Below are 15,086 nucleotides of genomic sequence, written 5' to 3' on the forward strand. Positions count from 1 at the left end.
AAAAATGAGCAAAATTGGTGAAGCAAAAATCTTACGAGTCGATTTAACAGCAGGAGAAACTAAAGAAGAAACATTAGCTCCAGAAATGGTCAAAAAGTACTTAGGAGGTAGAGGGCTTGCCTCAAAACTCCTGGCCGATGAAATTGACCCAGGAATTGACCCCTTAAGTCCAGAAAATAGGTTGATATTTGCTAATGGTCTCTTGACAGGTACCAATGCATCAACAGGTGGTCGTTACATGGTAGTTACCAAAGGACCATTAACTGGTACCATTGCCTCATCTAACTCAGGCGGTTATTTCGGTGCAGAATTAAGGTTTGCCGGCTATGATATGATAGTATTCCAGGGCAAATCTGAAAAACCAGTCTATCTTCAGTTAATGGATGGCAAGGCAGAGCTTAAAGATGCCAGCCATATCTGGGGTAAGAAAGTCGATGAGACAACTGATATTTTAGTTGAAGAATCAGGCGATGAAAGAGCCAAAGTTAGCTGTATCGGTCCTGCAGGAGAAAATCAGGTTATGTTTGCCTCAATTATGAATGACAAAAATAGGGCAGCAGGTCGTACCGGTGTCGGTGCTGTTATGGGCTCAAAGAACCTAAAAGCACTGGTTGTCCGTGGAGATAAAAGCAACTTTGACTACGATAAAGAAGCATTAATGAAAGTAGTTAAAAAGCAGACCCAGATTATCAAAGATGATGGAGTAACTGGAGAAGGCCTTCCAACCTATGGTACCAAGGTTTTAGATAATATCATTAACGAGACCGGTGGTTATCCAACCAGAAACTTCCAGGAAGCAACCTTTGAAGGAACAGAAGAAGTATCTGGTGAGGCTTTAGTAGAAAAGGGTTATCTTCAGAAGAAGAAAGCCTGTTATGCCTGCCCAATAGCCTGTGGCCGTGATACTAAACTGCCTAGTGGCCGTTCCGGTGAAGGCCCAGAATATGAAACAGGCTGGTCATTTGGTGCCGCCTGTGGAGTTAATGATCTCAATGCCATTACTGAGGCCAATTATATGTGCAATGAGCTCGGTCTGGATACAATCAGTGCCGGTGCTACCATTGCTGCAGCCATGGAACTCTATGAAAAAGGCCATATCGATAGAGAAAAATTAGAAAATGGCCCTGAATTAAAGTTTGGCTCCTCAGAAGCAATTGTCTATTACACTAAAGCAATGGCCTATCGTGAAGGTATCGGTGACGATCTAGCTTTAGGCTCAGCCCGTCTAGGTGAAAAGTATGGTATGCCTGAAGTATCAATGGCAGTTAAAAAGCAGGAACTACCTGCCTATGATCCAAGAGCACTGCAGGGTATGGCTCTTAATTATGCAACATCAAACCGTGGTGGCTGTCACGTAAGAGGTTATCTGGTCTCCCCTGAGGTCTTAGGAGTCCCTGAAAAACTGGATCCGCAGGACTTAGAATCCAAGCCAGAATGGGCTAAGATATTCCAGGACCTAACAGCATTAATTGATTCAATTGGTCTCTGCCTCTTTACATCATTTGCATTAGGAGCAGAAGATTATCAGGAATTGGTCAATGCAGTAACAGATTATGATCTCACAACTGAAGAATTCATGGAAATTGGCGATAGAATTTATACCTTAGAGCGTCAGTTCAACCTTGAAGCAGGTCTAACTAAAGAAGATGATACCCTGCCTAAGAGACTCCTTGAAGAAGGAATCCCTGATGGCCCAATGAAAGGTAAAGTGGCCCATTTAGATAAGATGCTTCCTAAATATTATGAATTAAGAGGCTGGGATAATAATGGTGTCCCAACTGCAGATACATTAAATAAACTAGGTCTGGATGAACTCTAAATGGCAATTAAGGTAAAACTCTATTCATTATTTAGAAAATATATCGATGATCGCCAGGTTGAATTAAAACCTGAAGAGAATAAAACTGTTCGGGATTTAATAAAAACTCTGGATGAAAAATACGATGCAGTCTTTAGTGAAAAATTAATTGGTGAAGAAGAGGCAATCAATCCAGGAGCAATAATCCTGGTCAATGGCCAGAATATTCATCATCTGGATAAATTAGATACAAAGTTAAAAGATGGTGACATACTGGCAATTTTTCCTCCATCAGCTGGCGGATAATATACAATAAAAAGTATAAATATACAGAAACAGATTAACCCTGATCCAGTTTGAATCTGGATTGGGGTTAGTTTTTTGCTAGCACCTGACGGTTACCCGACGGTTACCAAGCGGTTCTATTATAAAAATTTCACAAAGTTTTTATAATGATTGGAGTTTTCCCCTATAATTTGATACAATAAATAAAAGTGCATAAATAAACAGAAGTCTTCGAGCTAACTTCCTAAAGATTAAATTTATATCCAGGGAATAATAGCCGCTAGGGTTTGTCAGGAAACTGACTTACCTCCCGTATCTTTGGAAAGGAGACCGTCTTAAAACGGTGTCTTTTCAGGCACCTATTTTTATTTATTAATAGATTACAGGAGGAAAGGTGATTTTATGGAAATTATAGCAATTACCGGAGACGAGAAAACTGATGGGAGAACTAAATTAGGAGTCAGATTAATTGAGAACCTCCGTTGTAATGTTGGAATTTTAAAAGCAGTCACAGATAATGTTAAGGATATAATGATAACTGATGAAAGGGAAATTATGCGGGCAGAAGCTCCAACGATTTCTCCATATCTGAATTCATCAGCAGATAAAATTCTTTTTATGCGAACACCAAAAGATAAAATCAAGGAAGCAGCTACACAGGCCATAGATGAATTTAAAGATCTGGATTACCTCATATTTGAGGGGAATAAAGTTGTCCAGTATATCAGTCCAGGCCTGATCATTCATGTAAATGAACCGAGTAATGAGCTGAGTGAAGATGCAGAAAAATGTAAAGGTAGAGCAGATCTAATAGTAGATTATTATGAACTTCTTGATGACAGCAATCTTGCTGACCTTAAGTTAAATATAGTTGAAGATGAGATCTCCTGCTATCGAGCCCAGTTAATCAGTGACTTATTTGGACTGGGTTATGGTGAGTTTGGTAAAAAACTCGATAGAGAAGGTATTCAGGTAAGAAGGTGTCAGTTAGGTCTCTTTAAATAATACTGGAAAGGCTGATAATTAATGGGGAAAGAATTTCTTAAATTAACTTCAGTAAATGACCTGATAGATATAATAGAAAATAAAATAGAATTAAATCTTGAAGACTCAGTTGAAAGATTACCTTTATTAGATACAACTAATAGGGTTCTAGCAGAAAAAATTAAGGCAGAAGAAGACCTACCTCCCTATTCCAGGTCTGCAGTTGATGGTTATGCAGTTATGGCTGAAGATACCTTTGGAGCCAGCCCTGAGAACCCTGCTTATCTCAAAGTAGCAGGTGAAATAGAAATAGGTGAGCAACCTGAACAGTCTCTAAATCCAGGAACTGCAATCTACATACCTACAGGAGCGGAACTCCCTGCAGAAGCTGATAGCTGTTTAATGATTGAAGATACAGAGAAATTTGGCAGTCAGATAGAAGTTATGAATTCTGTTTCAGCAGGTGAGAATATTATAAAAAAAGGCGATGATATCAAAGAAGGCCAACTTTTATTAGATAGAGGTACCTGCCTGTCTTCAGCAGAGGTTGGGGCTCTGGCAGGACTTGGTCACAGCCAGGTAAATGTCTTTACTATGCCTGAAATAGCAATAATATCCTCCGGTGATGAACTTGTTCCACCAGGGGAGAAGCGAGAAGGGAGTTCAATCTATGATATAAACTCTTATCTCCTGGGCAGCCTTTTTAAGGAGTGGGGTTTAAAGCCTTCGCTTAAAGGAATTGTAAATGATAATAAAGCAGAGCTTAAAGCCAGAATAGAGGCAAGCCTTGATGCAGATCTAATCGTAATCTCCGGTGGCAGCTCAGTTGGAGTTAAAGACTATACCATCGAAGTAATCAATAGAATAGCAGAGCCAGGAGTATTACTCCATGGTCTGGCAGTAAAACCAGGCAAGCCAACTATTTTAGGGCTTTTAAATGGAACACCAATTATCGGCTTACCTGGCAATCCATCATCTGCCTGGGTTGTAGCAGCTATAGTTATCCCGGCAATTATTAATAGAATGAGAGGATTACCGATTGAGCCCAGGGCTGAATTCTTTAAAAACAGCATAACAGCAGAGCTTTTAGAGCCGATTTCTTCAACACCTGGCCGCCAGGAATATTTTCCTGTGAAACTGGATGGCAACAGGAAGGCCTCTCCATTATATGGAAAGTCCAACTTAATTACAACTCTGGTTGATTCTGATGGTCTTATTGTAATTCCTCCAGGTAGCGAAGGTCTGGCCAGGGGAAGCCAGGTCCAGGTTGTACCATACCCGCCAGCAAAGGGTTTAATCTTTAAGGAGCAGGATATAGATGGCTAAACGAAAAGTTTATCTGGCAAAAAAATCACTTGAAGAGGCTAAGGCAATCTGGAATAATTTTTTAAGCACAATTGAGCCTAAAAAAGAAACTATACCAGTAAAGGAATCCTTAAATAGAATTACCGCCAGTCCGGTCCAGGCCAGCCGTTCAGCACCAAATTTTAATGCCTCGGCTATGGATGGAATTGCAGTCAGTTCCGAAGATACCGCTGGTGCAACAGAACGAGAGCCTATTACTTTAAAAGGCAATCAATTTAAATATGTCAATACCGGCAATCTTATTCCAGAAGGATATAATGCCGTTATAAAGATAGAAGATATCAATCAACTTGATTCAGGTATAAAAATCTTTAAATCTGTCTCACCCTGGCATAATGTCAGGACAATCGGTGAAAGTGTGATGAAAGGTGACCAGATACTGACTTCAAATCAGAAACTTAAGGCTTATCATATTGGAGCCTTACTGGAGGCTGGTGTTTTTGAAGTTGAAGTTTATGCAAAACCAGTCTTAACAGTTATTTCTACCGGCGATGAGATAGTAAGTCCTGAATCATCACCAGAACCTGGTCAGTATGTTGACTTCAATTCAACGATGGTTAAAGAAATGGCTGAAGAAGCAGGTGGAGAAATAAATTTTTATGGAGTTGTAAGTGATGAAGAAAAAGCTTTAAAAGCAGCAATCAACCAGGCTACACAGAGTTCTGATTTAGTAATTACAATTGCTGGCTCCTCAGCAGGAAGCAAAGATTTCACAGCTAGCATAGTTGAAGAAAAGGGAGAAATTTTTGTCCATGGTGTAGAAATTCAGCCAGGCAAGCCCCTGCTTTTAGGTGCCATCGAAAATGTGCCATTTATAGGGCTACCAGGTTTCCCCTTATCCTGCCTCCATGCCTTTGAAAACTTTGGGACTATGGCAGTTAAAGCATTACAAAAAGATTCAGCAGATGCCGATAATTATATCCAGGCAAAGGTCAAAAGGAAGCTCGCTTCAAAACCAGGTAGAGTTGAGTATGTGAGAGTAAATCTATCCTTTGAAAAATCTCAGACTGGTCAGGAAGATTTTCCGATAGCAGTTCCTAGAAGAAGGGGCTCAGCAGTTATGAAATCCCAGGCCCAGGCCGATGGAATCCTGGAAATACCAGCTGATAGAGAAGGGTTGGCTGTAGATGAATTAGCAGAGGTAAAACTTCTTTATCCAGAGAGCTGTCTTAAAGATAATCTGGTTTTAGCCGGAAGTAATGACCCTTTGCTGGATTATTTACAGGAGCTTTTAATCACTTCAGCTCAAAAAATTAAATTAAGGCTTCAGTCCCGGGGGAGCCAGGCCGGAATCCATGCACTAATTAGAGGTGAGGCTGATTTAACAACTGCCCATCTACTGGATCCTGAAACCGGTGAATATAATCTTTCCTATCTAGACCAGATAGCAGAAGAACCATTAGAACTATTGACACTGGCCTGGAGAGATCAGGGTTTATACTTAAGTCCTGATAGCCAGTTATGTTTAAAAAATATAAATGATCTCAAAAATAAAGATATAACCTTTATTAACCGCCAGCAGGGGGCAGGTACAAGAATCTTATTTGACTATCAGTTAAATCAGTCAAATATTAAGCCGGCTGAAATAAAAGGTTATGACAGAGAAGAGTATACCCATGCTGCTGTAGCCCAGGCAGTCGCAGTAGGCTCAGCAGATACAGCCCTTGGCATTAGAGCAGTGGCAAAAGCCTTTGGCCTTAATTTTATCCCATTATTTTCAGAAAGGTTTGAGTTGATTTATCCGACCAGATTGGCTGAAGATTATAGAATTAAAAAGATTAAAGAAATAATTAAAAGCAATAGATTTCAGGAGTATTTAACCGAACAGACCGGCTATGACCTTAAGGATACCGGTCAAATCAGAAATGCAGGCCCATCCAGGAGGAGGTAAAATAATGGCAATTAATGCAAGCTTTCAGCGAAAGGTTGATTATTTAAGAATTTCAGTAACTGATCGCTGTAATTTTAGATGTAAATACTGTATGCCTCCAGATGGAGTTGACTACAAATCCCATGATGAGATAATGCGTTATGAAGAAATCCTGATTTTTGCTAGAATTGCTGTTAAAGCAGGCATTAAAAGGATTAGATTAACAGGAGGGGAGCCATTAGTCAGGCGAGGTCTGGATAAATTAATCTATCAACTCAACAAACTTGAAGGACTTGAAGATATTTCCCTGACAACAAATGGTTATCTCCTACCTGAGCATGCTAATAAGCTGGCCAGGGTGGGTTTAGATAGAATAAATGTCAGCCTTGATACTTTAGACAGGGAAAAATTTAAAGAGATCAGTTTAGTAGATGGTCTCCCAGAAGTGCTGGCAGGTTTAAAGGCAGCTCAAAATGCAGGACTTAATCCGATAAAACTTAACACAGTCTTAATAAGAGGCTTTAATGATAATGAGGTTTCAGATTTTATCAAATTTACCAAAGCCCATAATTATAACTTTAGATTTATTGAATTTATGCCCTTAAATGGCAGTAGCCAGGATAATGATAGTAAATATATTTCTATAGATGAGATCAAAGCCAGGATTAAATCAGCAGGCTTTAAATTAACTCCTGCAGAAATACCAGGTGGTGGTCCTGCTACAAGCTATCAGATTGACGATACACAGGCTACAGTCGGTTTTATCTCGCCGATAAGCCATAGCTTCTGTAGCAGCTGTAATCGCCTTAGATTGACCTCTGATGGCAAATTAAGGCCCTGTCTGGCCATGGCTAAGGAATATGACCTCTATGATCAGTCAGGAAATTTATTGCCAGAGGATAAATTAAAAGAAATTTTAGATCAGGCCTGTTCATTAAAGCCAGATCATCATGATTTTGCGAATGAAGAAGATTATGGTAGAAATATGTCACAGATAGGTGGTTAATGATGACAGATAAAAATAAAAAAGAATTAACTCATATCAATAAAGAAGGTCAGGTCAATATGGTCGATGTAAGTAGTAAACCAATAACAGCCAGAGAGGCAGTTGCTACTGGTCAGATTCAGATGGAACCAGAGACCCTGGACTTAATAAAAACTGGCCAGATTGAAAAGGGAGCAGTTCTTGAGACAGCGAGGCTGGCGGGGATAATGGCAGCTAAAAAGACTTCAGATCTTATTCCACTCTGCCATCCACTATTTATTTCATCAGTAAAAATAGAATTTGAAATAATTGAACCTGCAAGTATCAAAATTATCTGTAAGGTTAAGACCTCTGGCCAGACTGGAGTTGAAATGGAAGCCTTACAGGGTGTAAGTTCAGCAGCCCTAACAATTTACGATATGTCTAAAGCAGTAGATAAAACAATGAATATAGGAGAGATAAAACTCTTGGAAAAAAGAGGGGGAAGCTCAGGTGAATTTATAGCTTCTGAAGAGCTAAAGGGGCAGGTAGTTGCAGTTTCAACAAGCATTGAAAAGGGTACTAAAAAGAAGCCTCTTCTAGAAATAAATTTAAAGGAAGGTCACGGAATAATTGAAGATGCCCATGCAGGGAACTGGCATCGCCAGGTTAGTCTTTTAGCAGAAGAAAGTATCCAGAAAATGCTAGACTCGACTGATCAGGAAATCAGAATCGGGTATGGTGATTTTGCTGAAAATATAACAACTAGAGGGGTAGATATTGGCAGCCTTCATCCAGGTGATCTTATCACATTCCAGCGAGGCGTTAAGCTGGAAGTAACCCAGATAGGCAAAGAATGCCATACAGGCTGTGCAATTGCTCAGCAGGTTGGTGACTGTGTTATGCCAAAGGAAGGAATTTTTGCAAAGGTTCTCAATGGCGGAAAAATCAAGCCAGGAGATACCTATAAAGTAGAGCTGGTCTCCAATGATTAGAGTTGCTATCATAACAGTCAGTGATAAAGGCTCAAAGGGCCAGCGAGAAGATATTAGCGGTCAAACGATTAGAGATATAGTTGAAGCTGAAGACTGGAAGGTCGTAGATTATAAGATTGTTCCTGACGAAAAGGCAGAAATCACAGAGCTCTTAAACCAATTTGCAGATAATAATCAGGCCGATCTTATTTTAACAACTGGTGGAACAGGCTTTGCTGCTAGAGATCATACCCCGGAAGCCACTCTGGATTCAATAGAAAAGGAAGTACCTGGTATTGCAGAGAAGATGCGCTCTGGGACTTCCAGGTTTACAGAACTTAGTTACTTATCCAGGGCCAGGTCTGGTATCAGAAAATATTCGTTAATAGTTAATCTACCAGGCAGTCCTAAGGCTGTTTCCCAGTGCTTAAAAGAGGTTATCGGTATAATTCCCCATGGAATCAAAGTACTCCAGGGGGAAATTACAGAACATGAATAATTACTACAGGAATGGTGGCAGATAATTATGTATGGTTGGACAGGCAAGATATTAGAGATCTCATTAAATGATAAATCATATCAGGAGAAAAATCTCAGTAAGAGTTATTATCTTAAATATTTGGGAGGCAGAGGGCTTGGAGTCAGGCTCTTTTTAGAGCAGGCAGATCCAGAAGTCCAGACTTTAGCTGCTGAAAATCCAGTGATTTTTGCAGCAGGACCATTAACAGGGACTGTCATTCCATCCTCAGGTCGGCTTGCAGTCATATCAAAGTCGCCACAGACTGGAACTATCTTTGATTCAAATGCCGGAGGATTCTGGGGAGCAGAATTAAAAAAAGCTGGCTATGATGGGGTCGTTATTCAGGGTGAACTTGATCAACTTAGCCGGCTGGAAATCGATTCTGATGGAGTTCGGTTTATCGAAGCTACAGAGTTAAAAAATAACAAAGCCGGTTTAACCTGGGATTATCTCAATAAAACGATTCCAGAATATCGCCATATATATATTGGGCCTGCCGGTGAAAACCTAGTCCGGTTTTCATCAATAACTGTTGGTAAGAGCAGAAATTTTGGCCGGGGTGGCCTTGGCTCAATTTTAGGCAGTAAGAATATAAAAGCTATTTCCATTAAAGGAGATAAAGAAGTCAGAATCTATAACCAGGAGCAGGCTTTAAAAATTAGAGACAAAGCAGCAGACTGGCTGGAAGAAAATCCTGTAACCTCAAATAGTATGAATAGGTATGGCACCTCAATCTTACTAAATTTAATTAATGAGGCAGGTGTTTTGCCTACTAGAAATTTTCAGGAGACCCAGTTTGCCAGTGCTGATAAAATTTCTGGAGAATCACTTGAAAGCAAGACAGTTTCCAGTAAGTCCAGTTGCTATAACTGTCCAATAATCTGTTCTCGAAAACTCAAAACTTCAGATGGCCAGGATAAATCAAGTCCTGAATATGAATCACTGGGACTTCTTGGAGCCAACTTAGGTATAGATGATTTAGATAAAGTAAATGAACTCAATCATCTCTGTAATCAGCTAGGCCTTGATACTATTTCAACTTCTTCAGTAATAGCTGCCTATATTGAAATGGCAGAAAAATCTTTAATAGATGCAGATATAAGCTTTGGTGATGGTAAAAAAATTGAAGACCTTATTAATATGATAGGCTCTAGAGAAGGAATCGGGAATGAACTGGCAGAAGGAGCAAAAGAATTTGCAATCTCAAAGGGCCATCCAGAACTTGCCATGCAGGTAAAAGGCCTTGACCTTCCTGCTTTTGATCCTAGAGGTATGAAGGGCCAGGCTCTTGGCTATATGACATCTAATAGAGGCGCCTGTCATATTAGAGCCAATATGATGAATCTAGAAATTTTTGCCGACCAGGAAAAAATAGACCGGTATTCAGAGGAAGGAAAAGCTGCACTCCTGATTGAACAGCAGGATTTCAATGCAATTTTAGATTCATTAATTGTCTGTAAATTTACGATGTTAGCTTTAGCTGCCGGGTTTTATCAGGAGATGCTTGAATCTGTTACAGGTGAAAATTTTGATGGGAAATTTTTTGAGATAGGTTCTCGAATCTGGAATTTAGAGAGAATGATTAATGTAAAAGCAGGTTTTAATAGAGGAGATGACTATCTGCCTGAAAGATTTAGCAGTCAGGGAGGCTCTGGCCCCAGTAAAGATAGCCTGGTAGACCAGGATAAGCTTTTAGATGAATACTATGATCTTAGAGGCTGGAGTAGATCAGGTAGACCTGGAGAAAAAATAATTGCCAATTTGAATTTAAGAGAGATTGCCCATAAAATAGAGTTAGATATCCAGTAAATTTTGGAGGAATGTTTATAATGTCCAAGCAAGATCTATCAAATAAATCCAGAGAAGATTATATTTATGTCAACCTATATGGAGGTTTAGAAGAGTATTCACCAGAAAAGATTAGAAAAGGCAATAGGATAGTGCTTAAAGAAGTAAATACTGTTCAGGATATTATTGATTATTATCAGATTCCTGATGATGAGGCCCGGGTAATTCTTCTAAATGGCAGGCATGTTAAAAAGGATTACCAACTCTCTGGAGGAGAAACAATCAGTATCTTTCCACTTCTTGGAGGCGGTTAAAATAAAATATTAGAAAACAATAATATGGTTGTTCAGGGGGGATTTCATGAGAGATTTTCATGCAAAAAAATTAAGTAAAGAACCACAGTTTAAAATTCATCCATGGAAGATAATAGAAGAAGAATTTAATATTGAAAATAATCATCACCATGAATCTATTTTCTGTATTGGCAATGGTTATATGGGAGTTAGAGGAACGCTTGAAGAAGATTATTCTGGCCCTGAAAATACCACAACACCAGGGTTTTATATCAACGGGTTTTATGATAGTGAAGAGATTATTTATGGCGAAGATGCCCCTCAATTACCTACAAAAAGCCAGACTATAGTCAATCTAATGGATTGGACAGGGATTAATCTCTATCTCGGTGATGAAAAACTGGATCTTCTAAAGGGAGAAGTCTTAGAATATAATAGAGAGCTAGATATGCGCAAAGGCATTTTAGAGAGAAACTTTATCTGGCAGAGCCTTTCAGGTAAGAGGATAGAAGTTGAAATAATCCGTCTTTTATCTTTTAAAAGAAAACATCAGGGCCTGATTAACTATCGTTTTAGACCTCTGAACTTTAAAGGTGAAATTCGAGTTGTTTCAACCTTAAATGGAAATGTTCAAAATCACCATCATTTCAGGGATAAATCTGTTCTTAGAACGAAAAACTCTGGCTTTACTAATGGTAGATCTTATCTACATCAGGCAACTAAAGAAAGTGGCCTGGAAGTTGCTGCTGCTGTTAAAAATATAATAGATTCAAAGGCAGATCTTAATTATAGAAGGGATACATATGAGATAGATAATTGTCTTCATGAAGAGATTGTGATTAATGCCAGAGCAGAACGCTGGTGCAAATTAACTAAATTCTTTTCTATAAAAACATCTAGAACACTTGATGCTGACAGGCTGGTTGGTCAGGTTTTGACTGATGTCAATCTGGCAGCTGAAGATGGACTGGTCAAGTTTTTAAGGGATCAAAAAACCTACCTGGAGGATTTCTGGGAAGATTTTGATGTAAAATTATATGGAGATAGTTCACTGCAGCAGGCCATCCGTTATAATGCTTTTCAGCTACTGCAGTCAACTGGCCAGGATGAATATAATAATGTTGCAGCAAAGGGTTTAACAGGAGAATTCTATGAAGGTCATTATTTTTGGGATACTGAGACTTACATTATCCCTTTTTATATCTTTAACCGTCCTGAAATGGCTAGAAAATTATTGAAATATAGATATAATACTTTAGAACAGGCAAGAAAGAATGCAGGTAGAGTTAGACTTGAAGGTGCCCTTTTCCCATGGAGAACAATTAATGGTGAAGAGGCTTCTGGCTTTTTTATGGGCTCAACAGTTCAATTTCATATTGATGCTGATATAGCTTACGCAATTTATCTATACGTTACAGCTACTGAGGATATGGACTTTCTTTATAAAGAAGGAGTAGAAATTCTTGCTGAAACAGCCAGAATGTGGTGTAGTAGAGGCAATTATATCCATGAAAACGGTGGTAAATTCTGTTTTAATGAAGTTTCTGGACCAGATGAATATAAACCAGGTGTCAATAATAATTGCTATAATAATTATATGGCTAAATTCAATCTTGAGTATGCTGCCAGGACACTAAAAGAGATGCAGGAAGATGCACCAGAAAGATATGAAAACTTAAAGAATAAAATTAATTTAGATGACAAAGAGCCAGATCAATGGCAACAGGCAGCCAGTAAGGTTTTTCTTCCCTTTAATGAAGAATTAGGTGTTCATCCCCAGGATGATTCCTTTATGGAAAAGGATCCAATTGATATAGATAGGGATATACCCCATTCAGAAATGCCTCTAGTAGCACACTGGCACCCGCTTACTATCTGGAGATACCAGGTAATTAAGCAGGCTGATGTAATATTATTGATGTTGATGATGGGCAATAAATTCAGTCTGGAAGAAAAGAAGGCAAACTATGATTATTATGAACCAAAGACTACCCATGATTCATCACTATCACCATCAGTTTATAGTATTATAGCTTCTGAGGTCGGTTATTTAAATGAAGCATATAATTACTTTATCCAGACAGCCCGGCTTGACCTTGATGACTTCAATGAAAATGCCCATCAGGGACTTCATACTGCAGGCATGGGGAGTGCCTGGATGGTTCTGGTCTACGGTTTTGCAGGAATGAGAAATTATGATGGCGAGATTCAGTTTAACCCCTATTTGCCAGAAAAACTAAAGGGATATCAATTTACAATCTTCTTTAAAGGCAGGCATTTAAGAGTAAAAGTAGGACCAGAAAAGACCAGTTATCGACTTTATTCTGATCAACCTCTTTATATCCATCATTGCGGCGAAAGGTATGATCTAGAACCAGGTAGAGAATATAATTTTGATAATAGGGACTTTAGCCAGTTGCCCTGGCGGGAATAAAGATGATAAATAAATCTATAGAAAAGAGAATTTATCTAATACTGGCAGCAGGAATCCTTGTAATTTCATTTGCAGGTGTGTTTGTAGCAATGGCAGATGCACCGGCAATCATTATTGCTTTCTATAGAATGTTTTTTACTATTGCAGTTCTTACACCTGTTTTTATCTATCGTAAAGACTGCAGACTTGAATTGTTCTTTGATAGAAGGCCGGTTATTATTGGTTTTTTTCTGGCTATTCATTTTATTCTCTGGGTAACAGCCTTTGAATATACTGCTGTGGCCAATGCAGTAATCTTTATAGCCCTCCAGCCACTTTTCACCCTGTTATTTGAAAGGTTATGGGCTAAAGAAGACCTGAGGCCAGGTATTTATAGAGGGTTATTTATTGCAATCACAGGCAGTATAATTGTTGGTGCTGGAGACCTTAATAATCTTTTTGCCAGTATAAGAGGAGATACTCTGGCTATTATGGCTGCTTTCTTTGCTGGTCTCTATCTATTTTCAGGTAGGAGCTTAAGAAAGAAACTGGATTATTTTCCTTATATTTATACTGTCTATACCTATGCTACAGCCTTTTTATTAATTGCAGTTATCTTTAGCGGCTATAGTTTTACAGGCTACAGTCAGACAAACTGGCTATTATTTATTGGTCTTGCTTTAGGGCCGACAGTAATTGGACATTCAGTTTTAAATTTAGCTGTAAGATATGTGCCGGCTACTTTAGTCTCAACGACAATAATCGGAGAGCCTGTATTAACCAGTTTATTGGCCTGGATCTTATTAGGAGATAAAATTCCACCTCTAACAATAGTTGGTGGTACTTTTATAATTTATGGACTATTATATACTATGCGCAGAAATAAACAGAATAAGAAGTTAGCAAACCCAAAATAAGTAGGTGATAGAATGAAAGATAATCAAGACCGATTAGTTAGAGCAATAACTAAAGACCGACAGATCAGAATTTTGACTGCCAGAACGACTGATTTAGTTGAAGAGGCAAGAAAATTACATCAAACTTCACCCCTTGCTACTGCAGCACTTGGTAGAACTCTTACAGGCGCTTTGCTTGTTGCTTCACTTTTAAAGTCAGGCCATGAAGTATCCCTTTCTATAGATGGAAATGGCCCTTTAGGTAAAATTGTAGCAGAAGCAAATTATAAAGGAGAGGTAAGGGGCTATTTAAAGAATCCAGGTGCCAATCTCCCCCTTAAAGATGGGAAATTAGATGTCGCCAGTGGAGTTGGCCAGGGTGAATTAACTGTTAGAAAAATGCTTGCTGATGGGAAACCCTATGAAGGTAGTACAAAGCTTATTAGTGGCGAGATTGGGGAAGACCTGACTTATTATTTTACTGTCTCAGAACAGATCCCATCCTCAGTTGGACTTGGAGTTTTAGTTGATAAAGATTCATCTGTTAAAGCAGCCGGGGGTTTTCTGCTTCAGGTAATGCCAGATGCTGCTGATGAAGATATAGATTTACTTGAAGAAAATATAGCAAATATAGGTTCTTTAAGTCGTCATATCAGTAAAGGTAAGAGTCCAGAAGAAATTTTAGATTTAGTGATGGGAGATATTTATTATCGGATATTAGAAAAGACAGATGTAAAATATCACTGCCGCTGTAGTGAAGATAGAATTTCATCAATTGTAAGAAGTTTATCCAGGGAAGAGATAGATTCTGTGCTAGAAGAACTGGGAGAAGTTGAAATTCAATGTCACTTCTGCAATCAATCATATAGTTTTGATGAAAATGAAATTAATGATATAATGAACGAAGAAAGTTAGATATAATTTAATAGGAGGTAA

Annotated in this window: 13 protein-coding genes and 1 riboswitch; all 13 genes read left to right on the forward strand. The window is 38.7% G+C overall.

Going from position 1 to position 15,086, the window contains the following annotated elements:
- Window positions 1-4: 4 nt before the first annotated feature.
- The 13 genes from I0Q91_RS02495 to hslO all read left to right on the forward strand — a co-directional run bounded on the left by I0Q91_RS02495 (window position 5) and on the right by hslO (window position 15,065).
- A complete protein-coding gene (locus tag I0Q91_RS02495) occupies window positions 5-1,819 on the forward strand; it encodes an aldehyde ferredoxin oxidoreductase family protein (RefSeq protein WP_270452655.1) in 1,815 nt (604 codons plus the stop codon).
- On the forward strand, window positions 1,820-2,104 hold the full coding sequence (locus I0Q91_RS02500; RefSeq protein WP_270452657.1) for a ubiquitin-like small modifier protein 1: 285 nt from the start codon (window positions 1,820-1,822) through the stop codon (window positions 2,102-2,104).
- A gap of 196 nt (window positions 2,105-2,300) precedes the next feature.
- Window positions 2,301-2,428, forward strand: a riboswitch (molybdenum cofactor riboswitch).
- A gap of 57 nt (window positions 2,429-2,485) precedes the next feature.
- Window positions 2,486-3,088, forward strand: coding sequence for a hypothetical protein (locus I0Q91_RS02505; protein WP_270452659.1), 603 nt, complete (start codon window positions 2,486-2,488; stop codon window positions 3,086-3,088).
- A gap of 21 nt (window positions 3,089-3,109) precedes the next feature.
- Window positions 3,110-4,393, forward strand: coding sequence for a molybdopterin molybdotransferase MoeA (locus I0Q91_RS02510; protein ID WP_270452660.1), 1,284 nt, complete (start codon window positions 3,110-3,112; stop codon window positions 4,391-4,393).
- A complete protein-coding gene (locus I0Q91_RS02515; RefSeq protein ID WP_270452661.1) occupies window positions 4,386-6,323 on the forward strand; it encodes a molybdopterin biosynthesis protein in 1,938 nt (645 codons plus the stop codon). Before I0Q91_RS02510 ends, I0Q91_RS02515 begins: the two co-directional genes overlap by 8 nt.
- Window positions 6,324-6,327: 4 nt before the next feature.
- Complete coding sequence (gene moaA, locus I0Q91_RS02520) at window positions 6,328-7,308, forward strand: GTP 3',8-cyclase MoaA (protein ID WP_270452663.1); 981 nt, start codon at window positions 6,328-6,330, stop codon at window positions 7,306-7,308.
- A gap of 2 nt (window positions 7,309-7,310) precedes the next feature.
- Window positions 7,311-8,261, forward strand: a complete 951-nt coding sequence (gene moaC / locus I0Q91_RS14385) for a cyclic pyranopterin monophosphate synthase MoaC (RefSeq protein ID WP_270452665.1) — start codon at window positions 7,311-7,313, stop codon at window positions 8,259-8,261.
- Window positions 8,254-8,739, forward strand: a complete 486-nt coding sequence (locus I0Q91_RS02530) for a MogA/MoaB family molybdenum cofactor biosynthesis protein (RefSeq protein ID WP_270452667.1) — start codon at window positions 8,254-8,256, stop codon at window positions 8,737-8,739. The genes moaC and I0Q91_RS02530 overlap by 8 nt, the downstream gene beginning before the upstream one ends.
- 27 nt (window positions 8,740-8,766) lie before the next feature.
- Complete coding sequence (locus I0Q91_RS02535) at window positions 8,767-10,569, forward strand: aldehyde ferredoxin oxidoreductase family protein (RefSeq protein WP_270452669.1); 1,803 nt, start codon at window positions 8,767-8,769, stop codon at window positions 10,567-10,569.
- Between the two features lie 20 nt (window positions 10,570-10,589).
- Window positions 10,590-10,862 (forward strand): MoaD/ThiS family protein, encoded by a 273-nt coding sequence (locus I0Q91_RS02540; RefSeq protein WP_270452670.1) that lies wholly within the window; start codon window positions 10,590-10,592, stop codon window positions 10,860-10,862.
- A gap of 46 nt (window positions 10,863-10,908) precedes the next feature.
- Entirely contained in the window at window positions 10,909-13,275 is a 2,367-nt protein-coding gene (locus I0Q91_RS02545; protein WP_270452672.1) for a glycoside hydrolase family 65 protein, read from the forward strand.
- Between the two features lie 2 nt (window positions 13,276-13,277).
- Entirely contained in the window at window positions 13,278-14,171 is an 894-nt protein-coding gene (locus I0Q91_RS02550) for a DMT family transporter (RefSeq protein WP_270452674.1), read from the forward strand.
- Window positions 14,172-14,183: 12 nt separating this feature from the next.
- A complete protein-coding gene (hslO, locus tag I0Q91_RS02555) occupies window positions 14,184-15,065 on the forward strand; it encodes an Hsp33 family molecular chaperone HslO (protein ID WP_270452676.1) in 882 nt (293 codons plus the stop codon).
- Window positions 15,066-15,086: the final 21 nt, after the last annotated feature.

This window comes from Halonatronomonas betaini (genome assembly GCF_015666175.1).
Classification (GTDB): domain Bacteria; phylum Bacillota; class Halanaerobiia; order Halanaerobiales; family Halarsenatibacteraceae; genus Halonatronomonas; species Halonatronomonas betaini.

Coding starts and splice junctions, on each gene's coding strand:
- I0Q91_RS02495 (WP_270452655.1), top strand. CDS start 5: ATGAGCAAAATTGGTGAAGCAAAAATCTTACGAGTCGATTTAACAGCA.
- I0Q91_RS02500 (WP_270452657.1), top strand. CDS start 1,820: ATGGCAATTAAGGTAAAACTCTATTCATTATTTAGAAAATATATCGAT.
- I0Q91_RS02505 (WP_270452659.1), top strand. CDS start 2,486: ATGGAAATTATAGCAATTACCGGAGACGAGAAAACTGATGGGAGAACT.
- I0Q91_RS02510 (WP_270452660.1), top strand. CDS start 3,110: ATGGGGAAAGAATTTCTTAAATTAACTTCAGTAAATGACCTGATAGAT.
- I0Q91_RS02515 (WP_270452661.1), top strand. CDS start 4,386: ATGGCTAAACGAAAAGTTTATCTGGCAAAAAAATCACTTGAAGAGGCT.
- moaA (WP_270452663.1), top strand. CDS start 6,328: ATGGCAATTAATGCAAGCTTTCAGCGAAAGGTTGATTATTTAAGAATT.
- moaC (WP_270452665.1), top strand. CDS start 7,311: ATGACAGATAAAAATAAAAAAGAATTAACTCATATCAATAAAGAAGGT.
- I0Q91_RS02530 (WP_270452667.1), top strand. CDS start 8,254: ATGATTAGAGTTGCTATCATAACAGTCAGTGATAAAGGCTCAAAGGGC.
- I0Q91_RS02535 (WP_270452669.1), top strand. CDS start 8,767: ATGTATGGTTGGACAGGCAAGATATTAGAGATCTCATTAAATGATAAA.
- I0Q91_RS02540 (WP_270452670.1), top strand. CDS start 10,590: ATGTCCAAGCAAGATCTATCAAATAAATCCAGAGAAGATTATATTTAT.
- I0Q91_RS02545 (WP_270452672.1), top strand. CDS start 10,909: ATGAGAGATTTTCATGCAAAAAAATTAAGTAAAGAACCACAGTTTAAA.
- I0Q91_RS02550 (WP_270452674.1), top strand. CDS start 13,278: ATGATAAATAAATCTATAGAAAAGAGAATTTATCTAATACTGGCAGCA.
- hslO (WP_270452676.1), top strand. CDS start 14,184: ATGAAAGATAATCAAGACCGATTAGTTAGAGCAATAACTAAAGACCGA.